The sequence below is a fragment of the Paenibacillus cucumis (ex Kampfer et al. 2016) genome, from assembly GCF_019748695.1.
GTDB lineage: Bacteria > Bacillota > Bacilli > Paenibacillales > Paenibacillaceae > Paenibacillus > Paenibacillus polysaccharolyticus.
The window spans coordinates 31,277-49,802 of record NZ_JACLIC010000035.1 but is presented as its reverse complement, the minus strand read 5'-3'; the positions used below and the strand labels follow the sequence as shown (position 1 = coordinate 49,802).

Below are 18,526 nucleotides of genomic sequence, written 5' to 3'. Positions count from 1 at the left end.
CTCACTCGTTGTTCAGTTTTCAAAGATCAAACTTCTTTTTTCATCACCATTTTGTCTCAGCGGCGACTTTTATAATATATCATACTTCGTTTGTTTTGGTCAAGCCTTTTTTTGAAATTATTTTTGAAGTTCATAATGAACTTCATTTGTTTCAAGCAAAGCGTGTAACCAAGCAAGCAAAGCAACGAGATATAATGTACCATATATATTGCTCGGTAGTCAACTACCCGAATAAAGAAATTTTCAACCCCAATAACAGACCAACCCCCGGGAGTCCCAGAACAGTAATTGTACCTATTGTTGCAGGATTTAAAGGGATATAAATTCCTGTTATCCAACCCGAGTAATTTACGACATATATCCCAGCAGCCGCAAGCACCACATGAATTCCGATTGATGTAAAGATTGATAACCCTAAGCGTTTTCTAAACAAAACAACAACCAGTGCCAACAGAGAGGCAACCAATATGCTTCCCAGAATAACACCCTTCATACATTCCACCTCCAGCTATATATAAAATCACCTGTATACTCAGCCACCTTACTCTAATTACACACTGAGTCCTCGATCGGTAGTAGTCACATCCATCCCAATCAACCGTTTGGCCCGTTTCAAATGAATTTGATATTTCCTCTCGGCCGCTTCAAGGACATAGATGGCATAATCGATCTCATCCTCTCCCAGAGCATCCTCAAACTGTCGCATCGCACGTTCCCACTCTTGTTTGGCCTTCTGCACATCCACATAAACCAACTCCGCCTCCAGTTTCGCAAGCTCTCTCTTCTTCCCGTCCCTTAAGCTACGCTTTTTTCGCCATATCAACATAAACACCCTCCCTTATCCATCCGTATAGCACACTCTCATACATATCAAGGAAGGGACAAACTTAGAACTCGGAGATCTACTTTTATAATAAAAAAAAGAGAGAGCTCACGGCTCTCTCTTGCAATATAAATCAATTTATTGGATTGTCTTCTATACGAACGACACCCTTATCAAGCTCACACGCAACTAGATACATTAGCGCATCTCTCTGCGTCCTTCCAGCGCCTTCGAAAGTGTAACTTCATCTGCATACTCCAGATCGCCGCCCACGGGTAATCCGTGAGCAATACGGGTCACACTAATTTCAAACGGACGCACTAGGCGGGAAATGTACATCGCCGTAGCTTCTCCCTCAATATTGGGATTAGTCGCCAAAATCAATTCTTTTACCCGCTCATCACTCAAACGAGTTAACAGCTCTTTCAAGCGTATATCATCCGGACCAATTCCCTCCATTGGAGAAATTGCCCCCTGCAACACATGGTAGTACCCATCGAATTCCTTAGTCCGCTCCATAGCTACCAGATCTTTCGAATCTTGGACTACACAGATGACGGACACATCTCTCGACTTATCCTGACATATCCGGCAAGGGTCTGTATCTGTAATATTACAGCACACAGAACAGTAATGGAGATTACGCTTCACACTCACGAGCGCTTTGGCAAAATCAATAACGTCATCTTCCTTCATGTTAAGCACATGAAAAGCTAAACGAGCCGCTGTCTTCGGACCCACCCCAGGAAGACGGGTGAAGGCATCAATCAGCTTGGCTATCGGTTCAGGATAATACAATCGGTTGTGTCTCCTTTTGACAGGATCAGTTTATACTAAAATAACCCCGGAATTTTCATGCCACCCGTGAATTTACCCATATCCTGATTCGCAATTTCATCTGCTTTTGTCAAAGCATCATTCACAGCAGTCATGACAAGGTCTTGAAGCATTTCAACATCATCCGGATCTACGGCTTCAGGCTTGATCGTGATGGCAAGCAGTTTTTTATGCCCGTTAACTTCAGCAGTTACCACTCCGCCGCCAGAAGTACCTTGAACCGTTTTGTCCGCGAGTTCTTCCTGCGCCTTCAGCATTTGCTCCTGCATTTTCTTCACTTGTTTCATCATTTGGTTCATGTTATTCATATCCGTCATCTCCTTTAATATAGTTATCTCAAATTATACACATTACATCGTAATGTACTACTCTTTAATGACTACGAGATCTTCGCCAAATAACTGAATAGCTTCATCAATCCAAGGCTGTTTATCGCCTGAACCACCATCTTCATGCTCTGGTTCAAGCTTAAAATCCTCCTTTGGCGTTTCAGAAGCTCCTTCCATCGCACCAGTCCAGTCCCTAAGCATCATCGTCACAAGTCGAGCCGGACGCCCAAGCTGTTCCGAAAGCACCCGCTCAATGACATCACGATTCGCCTGTTTTTCGGTTGTTTCACGGTGGATGTTGTTCTTAAAAGCAACCAGCACATTGTCTTCGAGCAGTGAAACCGGCTCTCCATCCATAAACCAAGCATGAACCGTAACTTTCTCTTCTTTGACACGTTGCAAAATCTGGCTCCATTTTTTGCTGATCTCCGTGAATTCTGAAGATCCTTTGCGCGCAATATATTGATCCAAATTCGCCGGAAGCTTCACTGGAGCGTTCGCTCTGGACATTGGCGCACGTGTTGCCGGTCGTGCAGGAGCATTTGAAGCCGCATCCCCACCTGACAGACCACTCTTGAGCGCTCGATCTAGCTTTTTCTCCAGCTCAGCAAGCTGCTGTTTCAATCGATTGATCTCTCCAGTATCAGCGGGTGCAGAAGGAGAAGTCACTCCAACCGATGAAGCAGCTCCGCCCATAGCCGGGATACTACACAGTTTAAGCAGAGCCACCTCAAACAATGTCTGCGGCTGAACTGCATATTTCATCTCACTCTGGTACCGATTCAGCGTATCGATCATCTGAAACAACTGTTCCTTCGTAAACGATTCCGCCATATCTCGAAACGATTCCGGGTTCAACACCCGATCCGTCAGTTTGTCCGCATCTGGCACCATCTTGATCATCAGTAAATCCCGGAAATAGTAGAGCAGATTCTCCATACATTTGTCCGCACTCTTGCCTTCATGCATAAAGCCCTCGATCATCTGCAAAATATGACCGACATCCCCTTTGAGCAAGGAGGATGCGAGCTTGGCAAATTGTTCTGAAGGAATACCGCCTGTCATGTCCATAACCTGCTGATACGTTACTTTCCCATCGGTAAATGAAGAGATTTGATCCAGCACACTGAGCGCATCCCTCATCCCACCATCAGATAGACGGGCAATGTACTGCAACGCATCTTGATCCGCTTCCATCCCTTCCTGTTCACAGATCAAAGTCAATCTGGCTGTCTGTTCTTCCAGAGATACGCGGCGAAAATCAAATCGCTGACAACGCGATATAATGGTAGCAGGCAGACGATGCGGTTCTGTCGTTGCTAAAATAAACATTACATGTGGCGGCGGCTCCTCCAATGTTTTGAGCAAAGCATTGAACGCCTCTGTCGTCAACATGTGCACTTCATCAATAATATAAACTTTCTGCCGGACTTCGGTAGGGGCATACTTCACCTTTTCCCGAAGATCACGGATTTCCTCGACGCCCCGATTGGAGGCAGCATCAATCTCCTGCACATCCATAACAGCGCCATTCGTAATTCGGCGGCAAGCCTCACATTCGTTACAAGGCTCAGTTGCAGGTCCGCGTTCACAGTTTACAGCCTTGGCCAATATTTTGGCCGCACTTGTCTTCCCCGTCCCTCGGGGACCGCTAAACAAATAAGCGTGGGAGGTCCGCTGTTCACGAATCGCGTTCTGCAAGGTCTGAATAATATGTTGTTGTCCCACCATATCCTGGAACGACTGAGGACGCCACGCCCGGTATAACGCGATATGCTCCATGATGCGTTACCTTCCTTCCACTTCGCATTCGAGTCCGTTGTCGTCACCCCATTATACTATATTCCAGAGTGAATCCAAACTTTATCTGACTCATTTCATACGCGGTTTTTTAACATATCAAAAAAGACCCCTGCATTTATACTGCTGCAAAGGTCTCTACAATTTAAAAGGTTAAGCCGTGCACCTGCTATCGATATTTGCGATCCAAGCGGCACCCCTGAACAATAGCTCAGGCTAGGCAACCCTCCGGCACAAGAGTGATCTCACTTATGGCTGCTTCCTTCCGGACCTGACCAGGTTCATGAGTACTCATTGCGGAGGACCCAACCGTCAACACCACGTTCAGGGACCAAACCTCACATCGACAAAACCTCTAACAGGAATTCAACCTCGCTATAGCGGATTGCGAGTTACAGGGCACCGCTACCTCCCCATCTAGCACGGTAAGAAATAGTATAACGCAAGGTAGTCCAAAATGCAACCGGCTGGAAAATGGAAACCACACACTTCTCTGTATAAGTAACTAAAAACCCCTGCCAAAATAGCAGGGGTGATTGGGATACAATAATTAGACAATCCACAAGGAATTGTACGATTAGATTCCGTATTTCTTTTTGAAACGGTCCACACGGCCGCCAGCATCGATAAACTTCTGTTTACCTGTGAAGAACGGGTGGCACGCGGAGCAAATCTCTACACGAAGTCCTTCTTTAACCGAACCAGTCTCAAAAGTATTACCGCATGCGCAGGATACTTGACCAATCGTGTATTTAGGATGAATTGCTTCTTTCATTACCTTTCACCTCTTTCCGCCCTGAGCCTCAAGCGGACCCAGAGTAAATGGCACAACACAGCAGATTATAACACGGCCTAAACCCGGTTGCAATCTAATTCATTCAAGAGGTAATTAGCTTTTTGGGACGAGCCATCCCAGCCGGTGGAACATGCGTATACGACCCGATGACAACATCCGGCAACTCTTCCGCAAATATCTCCAGCATCTGCTTCATTCCCAATATATCTCCCTGTGCTGGCGGAATTAACTCCAGATAGCTCTCCGGGTCAATATTCAGGTTACGCATCTGAATCAATCGCAGGTTGGTGCGGCGTGCAAATTCAATCATTGCCTCGATCTCTTCCTCACGATCGGTTACACCCGGGAAGATCAGATAGTTAATGGAGGTATATACCCCTTGCTCCGCAGCGTACTTCATTGATTTCTCTACATTAGCCAATGTATATCCACGAGGTTTGTAATACGCGTTGTAATGATCATCCAATGCACTGATCGTACTCACACGCATCAGATCCAGCCCCGCATCCACAATTCCGCGGATATGATCATTCAATCCAGCATTGGTATTAATGTTGATGTAACCCATATCCGTAATGGAGCGCACTTCGCGAATAGCTTCGATGATCAGCTTGGCCTGTGTGGAAGGTTCACCTTCACACCCCTGTCCGAAGCTAATAATAGATTCGGGTGTTTTCAGATGTTCCAGCATCACTTCAACGATCTCATCTACACGAGGACGGAAATTCATCCGTGTTTGAGGTGATACAAATCCACTGTCATCCGGCTGTTCAGAGATACAACCGAAACAACCAGCATTACATGAGTATGATACAGGAACGCCGCCTTCCCAACGATTCAAGAATGTGTTGGAAGACGTGAGACACTCATAACCCAGTGCACAATTGGACAGGTGGGTGTATAAACGGTTCTCTGGATACTTCTCCGTAAATCGTTTAACCCCAGAGCGCACATCGTCACGATCACAGTTCATCGGATTCCACTTCTCAGGAATATCGGACTGGGAAGCCGTAACGTAGAAACCGCCATCTTTCCAAACGACAGCCGAGTATCCAAACAACGGCAGCTTGTAATCCTTATCCGTTTTTACGTAACCCGGCAAGCACAGACGCGTAAAACCTTGCGGCAACAGAGCCCCTACAGCTTGTGTATCACTCGGCAACGGCAACATCTCGCCTGTATCCGGGTCCATACCGATAGGACGGGTGCTTGGAAGACCAACCAATGTTGCACCGTCCGGCAGAGGAATCAACTCATCCTCCATTATCTCGACAATCATATCTCCACTACGGGCGAGTCCGTACAGGGAGGGATGATCAAAAACATTACCTTTTTCATCTGCGTATACTAAATACATGATGTTCTCCTCACATCTATTGGGTTAAACCTGACGACGAGTATATTATATTGCAGTCAGTTGATTGTACAGTCAGCCACATCTTTATCTTACAACGATCATGGCTACGTTATACGAATTCAAACTGCAGTTCAAATGTTAATTCGATGTTCCTGATGTAGCCGTTTGTCTTGGGGAACGGCGAGTTGTCGTCGTTCCAGCATTGCTGGAGGGCGCATTGCCAGCCGCGTCAAACGCAGCCAGGAACTCGGCATTCGTTTTACTGTTGCGTAGTTTTTTCAGGAAACCTTCAACGAAGTCATGGGAATCATTCATATTTTTACGAATAGCCCAGATCGTATCCAGCTCTTCCTTGCTAAGCAATACCTCTTCACGGCGTGTACCGGAACGGCGAATATCGATGGCAGGGAAAATACGGCGTTCAGCCAATTTGCGATCCAGATGAAGCTCCATATTACCCGTACCTTTAAATTCTTCATAAATGATGTCATCCATACGCGACCCCGTATCAATCAACGCTGTTGCCAAAATAGTCAAGCTACCGCCTTCCTCCACGTTACGAGCAGAACCAAAGAAACGCTTTGGACGATGGAATGCTGCTGGATCAATACCACCACTTAGTGTACGTCCAGATGGTGGAATCACCAGGTTATATGCACGAGCCAGACGTGTGATACTATCGAGCAAAATAACGACATCCTTTTTGGCTTCAACCAAACGCAGAGCGCGCTCCAGCACCAGTTCCGCTACTTTGATATGATTCTCGGGCAACTCATCAAACGTGGAAGCGACAACTTCACCTTTTACCGAACGAGACATATCCGTTACTTCTTCTGGACGTTCATCAATCAACAGGACAAAAAGTTCAATTTCTGGATTGTTAGTTGAGATGCTGTTGGCAATTTCTTTGAGGAGAAGCGTTTTACCGGCTTTGGGAGGTGCTACGATCAATCCACGTTGTCCCAACCCTACAGGGGCAAGCACATCCATAATACGTGTGGATAAATGGCTCGGGGATGTTTCAAGAACCAGTTTCTTCTGCGGATACAATGGGGTTAATGCCGGGAAGTGAAGTCTCTCCGCAGCCGCCGATGGATTCTCACCATTCACAGCGTTAACTTGCAATAAACCGAAATATCTCTCATTTTCTTTTGGCGTTCGACACTTACCTGATACAAGGTCACCCGTTCGTAAATCAAACTTGCGAATCTGTGAGGCCGAGATATAAATATCTTCTGTACTTGGCAAATAGTTGATTGGCCTCAAGAAGCCGTAACCTTCAGGTAAAATCTCGAGCACGCCCTGCATAAACATCAAACCACTTTGTTCCGCTTGCGCACGGAGTATTGCAAAGATTAATTCTTTCTTTTTAAGGGTCCCGTAATAAGGAATCTGGTATTTTTTCGCCAGCTTATAGAGGTCCGTTAATTTCATTTCTTCCAAATCGGAAATTTGCAGATCCATATAATAACCACCTATTCAATTAATGAGTCCGTGAAATGGATAGTTTCGTTAGCTAATTCAAGCCATAGAAAGCAGTTCTACCACAATCTCTTCTATCCATTGTACGGAATGTAACCGTTATAATGCAAATACATGTCTTGGTGTGTAAGTTTCCGGGTGGAATGGCCATTACATGGCATAATCCTTAATGAGTGAACTCCAAACATGGGGCGATCGATCCGGGAAGACCGGCTATGAAGCGCAGGTTCAAACAAATCCGGGGATTGGAGAAAGGGAATGATTTTCAAAAACAATATAAGAAATGATGTGTTCTAAAGCCTTATGATGTTTATTTCAAAAAAAGACCCTCCGAAACGAGAACCTGTTACAGTTCATCATATCCGGAAGAGAATACAAAATCTATTAGAATAGTATACCCTATTCTACTATAGGTTATGCAGCACCGCTACAAAACACGCTTCAAGCGGGAATATTTGCGATGCTGCGCCTTAATCAATACCTATTCGGTTTCCCGCCACACGTCTGCACCAAGCAAACGTAGGTTGGTCACCAAATGATCGTAACCACGATCAATAAACTCAACTCCCGTCACCTCAGTAACTCCTTCACTGACGGTAAGTCCCGCGATGACTAGTGCTGCACCAGCACGAAGATCCGACGCTTTTACTTTAGCCGCATTCAGTGCACTGCCTTCAATAATGGCTGATCGGCCTTCCACACGGATTTTGGCGCCCATACGAACCAGTTCAGGCACATGTTTGAACCGATTGCTGTATACAAAGTCACTCAGTACACTTACACCGTTCGCTTGTGTTAATACACTGGTCATTGGGGACTGCAGGTCGGTAGGGAATCCTGGATATACCAGCGCCTTTACATCAACATGACTGTACTGCGGCTGTCCAATAACCCGAATACTTTCGTCCAGCTCCTCGATACCCACTCCCATCTCCAGCAACTTGGCCGTTAAAGCCTCCAGATGTTTGGGGATGACATTATCAATGAGTACATCTCCGCGCGTGGCCGCCGCAGCGATCATATACGTGCCCGCTTGAATCCGATCCGGAATAATGGAGTGACGGCAACCCTTAAGCTCCGAGACCCCTTCGATTCGAATCGTTTCTGTACCTGCACCTTTGATGCTGGCACCCATAGAATTCAAAAGTGTTGCTACATCTATAATCTCAGGCTCTTTAGCCGCATTTTCAATAATTGTAGAGCCTTTGGCACGAGTGGCCGCCAGCATAATGTTGATGGTTGCACCAACACTGCTTACATCAAGATATATTTTAGCTCCGCGTAGCTCTTTGGCATACAAATGGATAGAGCCATGTTCATTCGTCACGGTTGCGCCAAGCGCTTCAAACCCTTTGATGTGTTGATCAATTGGACGAGGTTCAAAATTACAACCTCCGGGCAAACCTATTGTTGCTTCTTTAAAACGTCCAAGCAGTGCTCCCATCATATAATAAGAAGCACGAAGTTTCTTCACAGGACCGTTTGGCATCGGAATGGATTTAATATCAGAAGGATCAATTTTCATCTGACTACCTTCCCAAGTCACACGCGCCCCAAGTTCCTCCAAAATTTCTGCATATACGGCCACGTCACTGAGTAATGGCAAGTTATCCAACACGACCTCTGACTCGGCAAGCAATGCTGCAGGAATAAGCGCAATGGCGCTGTTTTTGGCACCGCTTATAGTTACAGTTCCCTGTAACGGACGTCCGCCACTAATCATTAATTTTTCCATAAAGCTTAATGTCCCCCTACGTGTTTTGCAGCCGATGAACGGCAATACGTGCTGATGGCTAACGATGTAGAAATAAGGTGTGAAAATGGAAAGACACCGGCTAGGCGGTGTTCTTCCATTTCACAGTATGGAACTTTTAAAGATAAATTACGCTTTGTTGTTGGAACCAAACTCACGGATTTTACCTTTAACAGTTTCTTTGATTGCATCACGGCCTGGTACGATGAACGTACGTGGATCGTAAGCGTTTGGTTTTGCTGCAAGCACTTCACGAACTGCTTTTGTGAACGAGATTTGGTTCTCTGTGTTCACGTTGATTTTGGAAGTACCCAAAGAGATTGCTTTATCGATATCGTGCTTAGGAATACCTGTACCACCGTGCAATACGAGTGGAACTTGTACCGCGTCACGAACTTCTTCCATTTCTTTGAAGCCGAGGTTTGGCTCGCCTTGGTAAGGACCGTGAACGGAACCCAGAGCTGGTGCCAAAGTATCGATACCTGTTTCTTTAACGATGCGGATACATTCGTTCAAGTCAGCGTATTGAATACCACCGATAACGTCGTCTTCTTGTCCGCCTACAGTACCAACTTCAGCTTCTACAGAAACGCCTTTAGCGTGTGCGTATTCAACGACTTTTTTAGTCATTTCGATGTTCTCATCGATGGAGTGATGGGAACCGTCGATCATAACGGATGTAAAGCCAGCATCGATTGCTTCTTTACATTTGTCGAAGCTTGAACCGTGATCCAGATGGATTGCAACTGGTACGGAAATTTTCATGTCAATCAAGAGTCCTTCTACCATTTTAACTACAGTAGTAAAGCCGCCCATGTGACGTGCTGCACCTTCGGATACGCCCAGAATTACTGGGGATTTCTCTTCTTCAGCAGCAGTAAGAATCGCTTGAGTCCACTCAAGGTTGTTGATGTTGTATTGACCAACTGCATATTTTCCTTCAAGTGCTTTGTTCAACATGTCTGTCATAGATACTAATGGCATGGTTTCAATCCTCCTAGGGGTTTGGGTTGTGTCTATGGTTTTTAGCCGAAATCACATACGGGCTTATTATACCACATCCCATGTCAAATACTAAACAAGCTTTTGCAAAAATGCTGTGCTTTGCAGCACAGTTTTCACAGACACGGCATGATGGCGTTACCATTTCCAATATTCCCTACACTAACAGGTGAAATACTCCATTTTCTCATGATTACATGTGGTTGGTGGTTGACGCAAAAAAATCCTGTATCGACAGGATTTAGCTGCATTTGTTCGCAGCGCCATTGCGAAGTTGCATATTAACGGCCACACGCATCTCATCAATATCAAACGGTTTCGTAAAATGCATGAGCGCGCCAAGATCGGTAGCTTCCTTGATCATGTCAAGTTCTCCATACGCCGTCATCATAATAACCTTGATATCAGGGTCAATCTCCTTGATATGCTTCAGTATTTCAAGCCCGTCCATCCCCGGAATTTTCATGTCCAGCAGAACGAGATCCGGCTTGTCCTTATTGACGATTTCGAGCGCAATCTTGCCGTTTGCCGCCTGAAATGTGTTATACCCTTCGCTGCTGAACACTTCCATCAGTAGAATACGAATACCGTTTTGGTCATCGACAATCAGAACTTTTTTCTCTTCCACGCTGTAACCTCCTAGAATTAGGAAAGCATATACACATTACATCTGGATAACTATCCCATAGTCGTCATGATAAGTATTCTACCTCTTCCAGTAAAATCCTTCTATTATCTCAAATTGACAAAGGGTAAATCAATCTACATCTTTATTAAAAAGAAAAGGACGTTTCCGCGCTATAATAGCAGCCAGAAACATCCTCATAATACTAGGGTTTTCAATGATTCAATTTATTATTTCTCCGCGTTCTCCAGAGAAGCTTTCACAAACTCACGGAACAATGGTTGCGGACGGTTCGGACGGGAAGTGAATTCCGGATGGAACTGTACTGCCAAGAACCAAGGGTGTCCAGGAAGTTCCACAATCTCAACCAGGCGTCCATCCGGTGATGTACCGGAAATAACAAGACCTGCTTTTTCAATCGCTTCACGGTATTCGTTGTTAAACTCGTACCGGTGACGGTGTCTTTCGTATACCAACTCATCGTCGTAACATGACATCGCCAAAGAACCTTCCTGCAGCTTACAAGGGTACAGACCAAGACGCATCGTACCGCCCAGATTTTCAATATCTTTTTGCTCAGGCAGCAGGTCAATTACCGGGAACTCGGTAGCCGGGTTAATCTCCGAACTGTTTGCTCCGTTCAAACCAACGATAGAGCGTGCATATTCAATGACAGAAACCTGCATACCCAGGCAAATTCCGAAGAACGGAATATTTTTTTCACGGGCATAACGAATTGCCGATACTTTGCCTTCAATACCGCGATCACCGAAGCCACCAGGAACAAGAATACCACCAATACCATGCAACATGTCGCCTACATTCTCATCGGTAATATCTTCAGAAGGAACCCAGCGGATCTTCACGTCCGCATTGGATGCAAACCCTGCATGTGACAGGGACTCTACAACACTCAGGTACGCATCATGCAATGCCACATATTTACCAACGATTGCAATCTCGACCGTACGCTCCAGCTTGCTGATCCGGTTCACCAGACCTTCCCACTCGCTCATATCCGGTGCAGGAGTAGTCAGTTTCAGATGGTTAACCACGATTTCATCCAGACCCTCTTCACGAAGGTTAAGTGGTACTTCATACAACGTGCTTGCATCACGGCATTCAACGACTGCATTCTCGTCAATATCACAGAAAAGTGCGATTTTGGCCTTCATGTCCTTGGACAGCTCATATTCCGTACGACAAACGATAACGTTTGGTTGGATACCAATGCTACGCAATTCCTTCACACTGTGTTGTGTCGGTTTTGTTTTGACTTCACCCGCTGCTTTGATATATGGAATCAGTGTAACGTGAATGTACATCACGTTGTCACGACCTACATCACTCTTGATCTGACGAATCGCTTCCAGGAATGGCAAACTCTCGATGTCACCCACCGTTCCGCCAATCTCGGTAATAACAACATCCGAACCCGCTTCACGTCCAGCGCGGAATACACGCTCTTTGATCTCGTTTGTGATATGTGGAATGACTTGAACTGTACCGCCCAGATACTCTCCGCGACGCTCTTTGCTGATTACAGAAGAGTACACTTTACCTGTCGTGACATTGCTGTTTTTGGAAAGGTTGATGTCGATAAAACGTTCGTAGTGGCCAAGGTCCAGGTCCGTCTCTGCGCCATCATCCGTTACGAATACCTCACCATGTTGATAAGGACTCATGGTTCCCGGGTCAATGTTGATGTATGGATCGAATTTTTGGATTGTTACTTTGAGTCCTCTGTTCTTCAGCAATCTGCCCAGCGAGGCTGCTGTAATCCCTTTGCCCAGGGAGGACACAACTCCGCCCGTCACGAAAATATACTTTGTCACTGTTATTACCCTCCTAATATAAGTACAGAAATTCAGGCGATATATGGTGTTATCGTAACCCGTTTCCCAGGTAATCATCGTTAAAAAGAGCAATGGCAGAAATTAACTGCATCTGCGAACTGCCCTTTCCAGCGAAGACGGCTTTAACTAACACATCATTCCTGGCAAAAAATAATGCAAACTTTCCGGGAGCCTTCATCCACGCTTGTCCCACTACAAACCTCGTCGGTAGTTCCATTTTCTTTGTTTGAACATACAAAAAAACAGGCCGAAAAGGTTTGGCCGGAAGCAGTCGGAAAAGTAATCGTTTGGCATCATTCTGCCTCTAAAAATACAAAAAGAAAGTACTCCCGCAGGACGGGGCACTTTCTCTAAAAAAACATAAATATATTGTCGCTCATTCATAAGCCCATGCAATAGTTTACCCGTTACCCCGTCTGCTGTCAAGGCTGACTATCGGGGAAAAAACGGGCAATTTTTCGTCAGCAAAAAGGATTACCGATTATCGGAATCGTCGTCAAATTCATCCTCGTCTTCGGACTCTTCTTCGTCTTCTTCGAGGTCTTCGTCTTCCAAATCGTCATCTTCAACCAGCACTTCTTCTTCACTGTCTTCTTCATCAAAGATGTCATCATCATCGTCATCTTCGTCTTCATCTTCGTCTTGATCATCATCTGTGCTGTCGAAGTCTTCGTCACTGTTGTAGCTGTCGTCCTCTTCACCGAAGTCTTCGTCTTCCAGATCATCATCTTCATCGTTGATGATACGCGGACGCTTCGCACCCGTCATGGAATCTTCCGATCCAACAACCGGATACCAGCGTTTCAATCCCCAAAGACTCGTACCGACGCAAGCAAAACGGCCATCGATATTAATTTCGGTATACAGCTGGGCGATATACTCGTTGATCTCTTCATCTGTCATTCCGCGCTGTTTCGCTACCTCATTCATCAAATCCCGGTAGTAATACGGCGTGTTTGCCGCTTTCAGCACCATAAAGGCCAGATCCACCAAAGGGATCTCTCTTACCTTTTCTTTATCAATTTTCAAATTGAGCGAGGTACTCACTGAAGACACTTCCTCTCACACATAATTCACTTTATATCCCCTGCAAACTGGATCGTTACGTATAACATATCCATTAACAAACCTAAGTAAAACCTATTTAGCGTTAAAAAGCAAGTTTTTATGTAAGCATGTCCCATATTTACACATCCGTCCTTTGATCCATATCCCGATCTTCTCACTTCGAGAGACAGAATGATAAGGAAGCAATGAATAATATGTACGCTATCTCTATGAACAAAAGCCCAAACCATATGTAAAAGACGGAGTCCCCTCCGCCTTCTGACTGTATACCCTCGTAGGATTGCTCCTCACCAGGTTCCCCGCAAGAGCCCTCTAGCCCTCCATCCATCATATGTACCTGCGCCCGTTTTGACACGGAGAGAATGTGTTTTTATAAAAAAAGGGCAAGTTCCCCATGCGCCGGGATGAGCGCATTCATAGAATACCTCAGCATGTTCATCCCGAAGGGGGCAGCCCATAATGGACTATACCGGTTTATTGCATCAGTTGATTGACGGAATGAGATGCCCCGAACCTGAACACGGGGGACGTTATCTGATTCGATTCGCCAAACCGCAGCAGTACGAGGCCTGTCTCGTTGAATTATCCCGAATGCGCAATGAATTCACCGATCTGGGAGGCGTTCGAACCTCAAGGCTTGCCAGAACTCTCATCGCTCCTGTCCAGAGCCCGGACGTGTTATATCGATACGGGGACGACATTACGTTAGAGGAAGACACTCCTGTCTCGCTGCATTCTACTGCACTCCACAACAAACCCAGCACCCCTCAAGGCATACCCTGGGGTGTGAAGCAAATTCGAGCCCCTAAAGTATGGTCTGTTTCAACAGGACACCGAATCAAAATTGGTGTTATTGATACAGGAGCAGATTACCATCACCCTGATCTACGATACTCCCTTGCCCGTGGCATTAATCTGTTGAACCGAAGCTTGCTTCCCCATGATGACAACGGTCACGGTACCCATATTGCAGGAACCATTGCCGCAGCCAACAGTACCGAAGGCATGATCGGCGTTGCCCCGCGTTCATTAATCTACCCCGTCAAAGCCTTTGATCACAACGGCTCCGCTTATGTCTCGGACATCGTACTCGGCATCGACTGGTGTGTACGCAACAAGGTGGATATTATCAATATGAGTTTCGGTATGAAAACACGAAGTAAATCTTTGCTTGATGTGGTCAACCGTGCATATCAAGCAGGAATCGTCATTGTGGCTTCGTCAGGAAATGACGGCAAGCGCCGCAGCATCGATTATCCTGCTCGATATCCGCAGACCATCTCGGTTGGGGCTACCGACAAAAACAGACGTATTGCTTCATTCAGCAATCGCGGTGCTTATGTGGACGTCTATGCTCCCGGGGACAAAATTGTGTCCTCCTGGGTGCAAGGCAAGCACCATGAGATGAGTGGAACATCCATGGCCACCTCCCATGTGAGCGGCGCAATCGCATTGCTGCTCGCCAAACATCCCGGCTTGTCTCCAGCCGAGATCAAGACGCTTGTGAAGCGCGCGACGGTTCCGCTGCGCGCCCGTAAAAGCACCACCGCGAAGAGTAAAGTCCGCGGTGGCGAGCTAGACGCCCTCAAGCTGATGCAAGAGGGCGGGGGGTGACTTGGCGGCGCATGCTACACGCCGCCAGCACCTGTGCTGCGCAGCAACGGGTGCCGGCCACTGCCGGGCACGCCTTGCGCAGCAGGCAAGAGCGAGAGCAGGCACAACCGAGCCTGCTCTTGAAGCAGTGCCCTGCGGCTGTGCCGATGGCAGGGCACTGCTGGGTGCCCGCGGCAGGCGGCAAGCCTGAGCCCTTTACGGGTACTTGGCGAGCATCGCCAGTACCCGCAAGGGCCAGGTGCTGGCCACCGCCAGCCACGGGCACAAAAAAGTCTCCATGCCCGCGCGCGTTAGCAACTGCTCGCGCGGGGCATGGAGACTTTGCCTTCGGCCGAGCGGCAGGAAGCTGCCCGCCGCTTGGCCGAAGGGATTACATTTTGTCTGGTGCGGATACGCCCACCAGACGGAGCGCTGTTGCGATGACGGTGCGAACGGCACCGATCAGCGCCAAGCGCGCCTGGGTCTGCTGCGCGTCTTCGGTAATGACGCGATCAGCCCGGTAGTAACTATGGAACAGGGATGCCAGTTCGTAGACATAACGAATGATGCGATGCGGCGCATAACCTGTAGCCGCTGCAGCAATCTCTTCAGGTAATTCTCCCATTTTACGAAGAAGGTCATACTCGTGCTCGGTAGTCAGCTTGGACAGATCGATCTGTGCCAGTGGCAACAACTCGATACCTTGCTCTTCGGCTTGACGATACACACTGCACACACGCGCATGTGCATATTGTACGTAGAATACCGGATTTTCATTGGATGTCGAAATCGCCAAATCCATGTCAAAGTCCAGATGGGAATCCATGCTACGCATCGTGAAGAAATAACGAATGGCATCAATGCCAACCTCATCCATCAGGTCTTCCATCGTTACAGCTTTACCTGTACGTTTGGACATTTTTACTTTCTCGCCATTCTGGAACAAGCTAACCATCTGTGCAATCAAAACTACCAGCTTGTCCGGATCGTTGCCCAGCGCTTGCATTGCTGCTTTCATACGCGGAATATAGCCGTGGTGATCCGCTCCCCAAATGTTGATCATCGTGTCATAACCACGGGAGTATTTATCGCGGTGATATGCAATATCCGGTGTCAGATAGGTATACGTACCGTCGTTTTTGATCAGAACGCGCTCCTTGTCATCACCATATTGCATCGTTTTCAGCCAAGTTGCGCCGTCTTTTTCATAAATCTCGTTGCGGTCACGAAGCTCGTCCAGCACGCGAAGCACTTCACCGTTATCATACAGCGATGTTTCGCTGAACCAGATATCGAAGTTCACACGGAAGCGGTTCAGGTCGCGTTTGATCTTGTCCAGTTCTTTCTCCAGACCATAATCACGGAAGTATGCCGCGCGATCTCCCGGGTGCATAGACAGCAAGCTGTCTCCTTTTTCAGCAACCAGTTCCTTCGCGAAACCTTTAATGTCTTCACCATGGTAGCCATCTTCCGGCATTTCGGCTTCTTGACCCAGCTCTTGCAGATAACGCGCTTCAATAGAACGGGCCAGATTAAATACCTGGTTACCCGCATCATTAATGTAATATTCACGAGTTACATCGTAACCTGCGTAATCGAGGATGTTGCACAGCGCATCCCCTACAGCTGCTCCGCGGGCATGGCCCAGATGCAGACTGCCTGTCGGGTTGGCGCTGACAAATTCCATCTCTACCTTTTTCCCCGCTCCAACTTCAATTCTTCCGTAGTTCTCGCCTTGCTCATGCACCAAGTTAAGCACGGGATAGAGATAACTCTTGTTCAATTTGAAGTTAATGAATCCTGGTCCCGCAATCTCCGCCTTTTCAATTCCGGCTTCTGCAAGATTCAGGTTAGCGATGATTTCCTCGGCAATCTGACGAGGGTTCCGTTTGGCAATCTTGGTCAACTGCATCGCTGCATTGGTAGCCAGATCGCCGTGGGACTTCTCGCGCGGCACTTCAAGTGTAATAGCTGGAAGCTCTTCCTGTGTTACGATACCAGCAGCAACAATCGCATTGCCAATGGCTGTACTTACCCGTTCGTTAATCGTATCTAGTGGATTACGTGTCATGAATTTGGTTCCTCCTGTATATGCAAACTAATCGCAAAATGTCCGGCTTCTTCATCAAAGCGGTAAAAGTCGTAGCTCCACGCTGCGCGTGCGCTCAATCCCTGAATGGAAAGTTCCAGCTTCTGTGTATGCGTGGACAGGGCAAACGACATATATGGTGAACGGTAGAAACCTGGAAGCTTTCGGTTTAATTCAAACGTCTGCTCCGACTCCACCTCACCATGACGTATAATCTTGATGGATTGTCCGCCCAGCTTCAATGTTGTACGAGTGATGCCTCCCTCGGGTCCAGCCTGTGGCTCTTCGTAACGAACATACAAGTATGCTCCCTTGACCACAGCTTCTCCCTGCATTTCCTGCAGTACATCTTCCCCTTCATAACGGCTGTGCAGCCGGATCTGAACCGGTCGCATCTTCGACATGAATGTTAACCTCCATTATATTCGAGGCGACGCAAAATCAGGACAGCTGGTGAGAACAGCCCTTCCTGAATGGTTGTGTCGCTATACACGCTCATATTCCGAATAAACTTGCTCTCCTACACTCTACTGTATAACTATATCCAGTTCACCCGCTCAATTCAAATCCAAATTCAGAGTTTTTTTGTTATGACATCAAAAAGGAGAGCTGCACCCGTATCGTGCAGCCCTCCCTTAATTCACATCTATCTCGTTATCTTGCTTCATCATCTGGCTGTCTGACTTCATTCACTTTGCCACTTTGCTTCATTGGGCTTGCTCTCTTACTACATTATAATGAAACGTATCTAGGCAATATAACAACATACTTGTTTACCCAGTTTCAAACATAAAATGATGAACTCTGTTCATGCCCACTGCGATGCATACGGATAGGGACAGGTGGAGTCGGCCAGTTTCGCGCGCACTTGTACAAGGCAGCCGCAGTGCCGGCATGTTGTTCCATATTGCAGATCAGGGCAGCCTGAGCAGATCGCAAGGCGACGCTCATACTCCTCATCCTCTACCGTAGTGCGTGAGCGTGAAGCGATCTCCACCAGACGGGCCATTTTGGCATCACTGATATGAATATCATACTGGCTGTCACAACCCTTACAGGGTTCGTTTCTTCCCTCACGGGGCTGCTGTTGGTATTGGTGATTGCTAGGCTTCATAC

General features: G+C 46.9%; 17 protein-coding genes and 1 other RNA gene. 1 reads left to right on the top strand and 17 read right to left on the bottom strand.

Annotated features, from left to right (window positions below):
- Positions 1–223 precede the first annotated feature (223 nt).
- The 14 genes from H7T88_RS20590 to rpoE form a co-directional block, all read right to left on the bottom strand.
- Complete coding sequence (locus tag H7T88_RS20590) at positions 224–493, bottom strand: pro-sigmaK processing inhibitor BofA family protein (protein WP_221790082.1); 270 nt, start codon at positions 491–493, stop codon at positions 224–226.
- Positions 494–550: 57 nt separating this feature from the next.
- Positions 551–826: a YaaL family protein gene (locus H7T88_RS20585; protein WP_221790083.1), complete on the bottom strand. Its 276-nt coding sequence runs from the start codon at positions 824–826 to the stop codon at positions 551–553.
- Between the two features lie 195 nt (positions 827–1,021).
- The gene (gene recR, locus H7T88_RS20580) at positions 1,022–1,621 is read right to left on the bottom strand and encodes a recombination mediator RecR (RefSeq protein WP_062329683.1); all 600 of its coding nucleotides are present in this window, start codon (positions 1,619–1,621) and stop codon (positions 1,022–1,024) included.
- A 35-nt stretch (positions 1,622–1,656) separates the two neighbouring features.
- On the bottom strand, positions 1,657–1,968 hold the full coding sequence (locus tag H7T88_RS20575; protein WP_090924857.1) for a YbaB/EbfC family nucleoid-associated protein: 312 nt from the start codon (positions 1,966–1,968) through the stop codon (positions 1,657–1,659).
- A gap of 57 nt (positions 1,969–2,025) precedes the next feature.
- Positions 2,026–3,771, bottom strand: coding sequence for a DNA polymerase III subunit gamma/tau (dnaX, locus tag H7T88_RS20570; protein WP_090924858.1), 1,746 nt, complete (start codon positions 3,769–3,771; stop codon positions 2,026–2,028).
- A gap of 176 nt (positions 3,772–3,947) precedes the next feature.
- Positions 3,948–4,215, bottom strand: an RNA gene (ffs, locus tag H7T88_RS20565) — signal recognition particle sRNA large type.
- A gap of 151 nt (positions 4,216–4,366) precedes the next feature.
- Positions 4,367–4,564, bottom strand: a complete 198-nt coding sequence (rpmE, locus tag H7T88_RS20560; protein WP_090924859.1) for a 50S ribosomal protein L31 — start codon at positions 4,562–4,564, stop codon at positions 4,367–4,369.
- Positions 4,565–4,667: 103 nt separating this feature from the next.
- Positions 4,668–5,942 (bottom strand): radical SAM family protein, encoded by a 1,275-nt coding sequence (locus H7T88_RS20555; RefSeq protein WP_090924860.1) that lies wholly within the window; start codon positions 5,940–5,942, stop codon positions 4,668–4,670.
- A 138-nt stretch (positions 5,943–6,080) separates the two neighbouring features.
- On the bottom strand, positions 6,081–7,406 hold the full coding sequence (gene rho / locus H7T88_RS20550) for a transcription termination factor Rho (protein WP_090924861.1): 1,326 nt from the start codon (positions 7,404–7,406) through the stop codon (positions 6,081–6,083).
- A gap of 499 nt (positions 7,407–7,905) precedes the next feature.
- Positions 7,906–9,159, bottom strand: a complete 1,254-nt coding sequence (gene murA, locus H7T88_RS20545) for a UDP-N-acetylglucosamine 1-carboxyvinyltransferase (protein WP_090924862.1) — start codon at positions 9,157–9,159, stop codon at positions 7,906–7,908.
- Positions 9,160–9,306: 147 nt separating this feature from the next.
- Positions 9,307–10,161, bottom strand: coding sequence for a class II fructose-1,6-bisphosphate aldolase (gene fba / locus H7T88_RS20540; protein WP_056698160.1), 855 nt, complete (start codon positions 10,159–10,161; stop codon positions 9,307–9,309).
- 259 nt (positions 10,162–10,420) lie between these two features.
- Entirely contained in the window at positions 10,421–10,807 is a 387-nt protein-coding gene (locus tag H7T88_RS20535; protein WP_090924863.1) for a response regulator, read from the bottom strand.
- Between the two features lie 227 nt (positions 10,808–11,034).
- Positions 11,035–12,639, bottom strand: a complete 1,605-nt coding sequence (pyrG, locus tag H7T88_RS20530) for a CTP synthase (RefSeq protein ID WP_090924864.1) — start codon at positions 12,637–12,639, stop codon at positions 11,035–11,037.
- A gap of 495 nt (positions 12,640–13,134) precedes the next feature.
- The gene (rpoE, locus tag H7T88_RS20525) at positions 13,135–13,707 is read right to left on the bottom strand and encodes a DNA-directed RNA polymerase subunit delta (RefSeq protein WP_154892127.1); all 573 of its coding nucleotides are present in this window, start codon (positions 13,705–13,707) and stop codon (positions 13,135–13,137) included.
- A 480-nt stretch (positions 13,708–14,187) separates the two neighbouring features.
- Here rpoE and H7T88_RS20520 point away from each other — a divergent pair, with 480 nt between their 5' ends.
- On the top strand, positions 14,188–15,342 hold the full coding sequence (locus tag H7T88_RS20520) for a S8 family peptidase (protein WP_154892128.1): 1,155 nt from the start codon (positions 14,188–14,190) through the stop codon (positions 15,340–15,342).
- 370 nt (positions 15,343–15,712) lie between these two features.
- Here the strand turns inward: H7T88_RS20520 and argS are convergent, their stop codons facing one another.
- The 3 genes from argS to H7T88_RS20505 all read right to left on the bottom strand — a co-directional run bounded on the left by argS (position 15,713) and on the right by H7T88_RS20505 (position 18,524).
- On the bottom strand, positions 15,713–17,392 hold the full coding sequence (gene argS, locus H7T88_RS20515; protein WP_221790081.1) for an arginine--tRNA ligase: 1,680 nt from the start codon (positions 17,390–17,392) through the stop codon (positions 15,713–15,715).
- Positions 17,389–17,814, bottom strand: a complete 426-nt coding sequence (locus H7T88_RS20510; RefSeq protein WP_090924869.1) for a YwiB family protein — start codon at positions 17,812–17,814, stop codon at positions 17,389–17,391. Before H7T88_RS20510 ends, argS begins: the two co-directional genes overlap by 4 nt.
- Before the next feature lie 404 nt (positions 17,815–18,218).
- The gene (locus tag H7T88_RS20505; RefSeq protein WP_221790080.1) at positions 18,219–18,524 is read right to left on the bottom strand and encodes a DUF6171 family protein; all 306 of its coding nucleotides are present in this window, start codon (positions 18,522–18,524) and stop codon (positions 18,219–18,221) included.
- Positions 18,525–18,526 lie beyond the last annotated feature (2 nt).

Coding starts and splice junctions, on each gene's coding strand:
- H7T88_RS20575 (WP_090924857.1), bottom strand. CDS start 1,968: ATGAATAACATGAACCAAATGATGAAACAAGTGAAGAAAATGCAGGAG.
- H7T88_RS20505 (WP_221790080.1), bottom strand. CDS start 18,524: ATGAAGCCTAGCAATCACCAATACCAACAGCAGCCCCGTGAGGGAAGA.
- fba (WP_056698160.1), bottom strand. CDS start 10,161: ATGCCATTAGTATCTATGACAGACATGTTGAACAAAGCACTTGAAGGA.
- H7T88_RS20510 (WP_090924869.1), bottom strand. CDS start 17,814: ATGTCGAAGATGCGACCGGTTCAGATCCGGCTGCACAGCCGTTATGAA.
- murA (WP_090924862.1), bottom strand. CDS start 9,159: ATGGAAAAATTAATGATTAGTGGCGGACGTCCGTTACAGGGAACTGTA.
- argS (WP_221790081.1), bottom strand. CDS start 17,392: ATGACACGTAATCCACTAGATACGATTAACGAACGGGTAAGTACAGCC.
- H7T88_RS20555 (WP_090924860.1), bottom strand. CDS start 5,942: ATGTATTTAGTATACGCAGATGAAAAAGGTAATGTTTTTGATCATCCC.
- H7T88_RS20585 (WP_221790083.1), bottom strand. CDS start 826: ATGTTGATATGGCGAAAAAAGCGTAGCTTAAGGGACGGGAAGAAGAGA.
- rpmE (WP_090924859.1), bottom strand. CDS start 4,564: ATGAAAGAAGCAATTCATCCTAAATACACGATTGGTCAAGTATCCTGC.
- dnaX (WP_090924858.1), bottom strand. CDS start 3,771: ATGGAGCATATCGCGTTATACCGGGCGTGGCGTCCTCAGTCGTTCCAG.
- H7T88_RS20590 (WP_221790082.1), bottom strand. CDS start 493: ATGAAGGGTGTTATTCTGGGAAGCATATTGGTTGCCTCTCTGTTGGCA.
- H7T88_RS20520 (WP_154892128.1), top strand. CDS start 14,188: ATGGACTATACCGGTTTATTGCATCAGTTGATTGACGGAATGAGATGC.
- rho (WP_090924861.1), bottom strand. CDS start 7,406: ATGGATCTGCAAATTTCCGATTTGGAAGAAATGAAATTAACGGACCTC.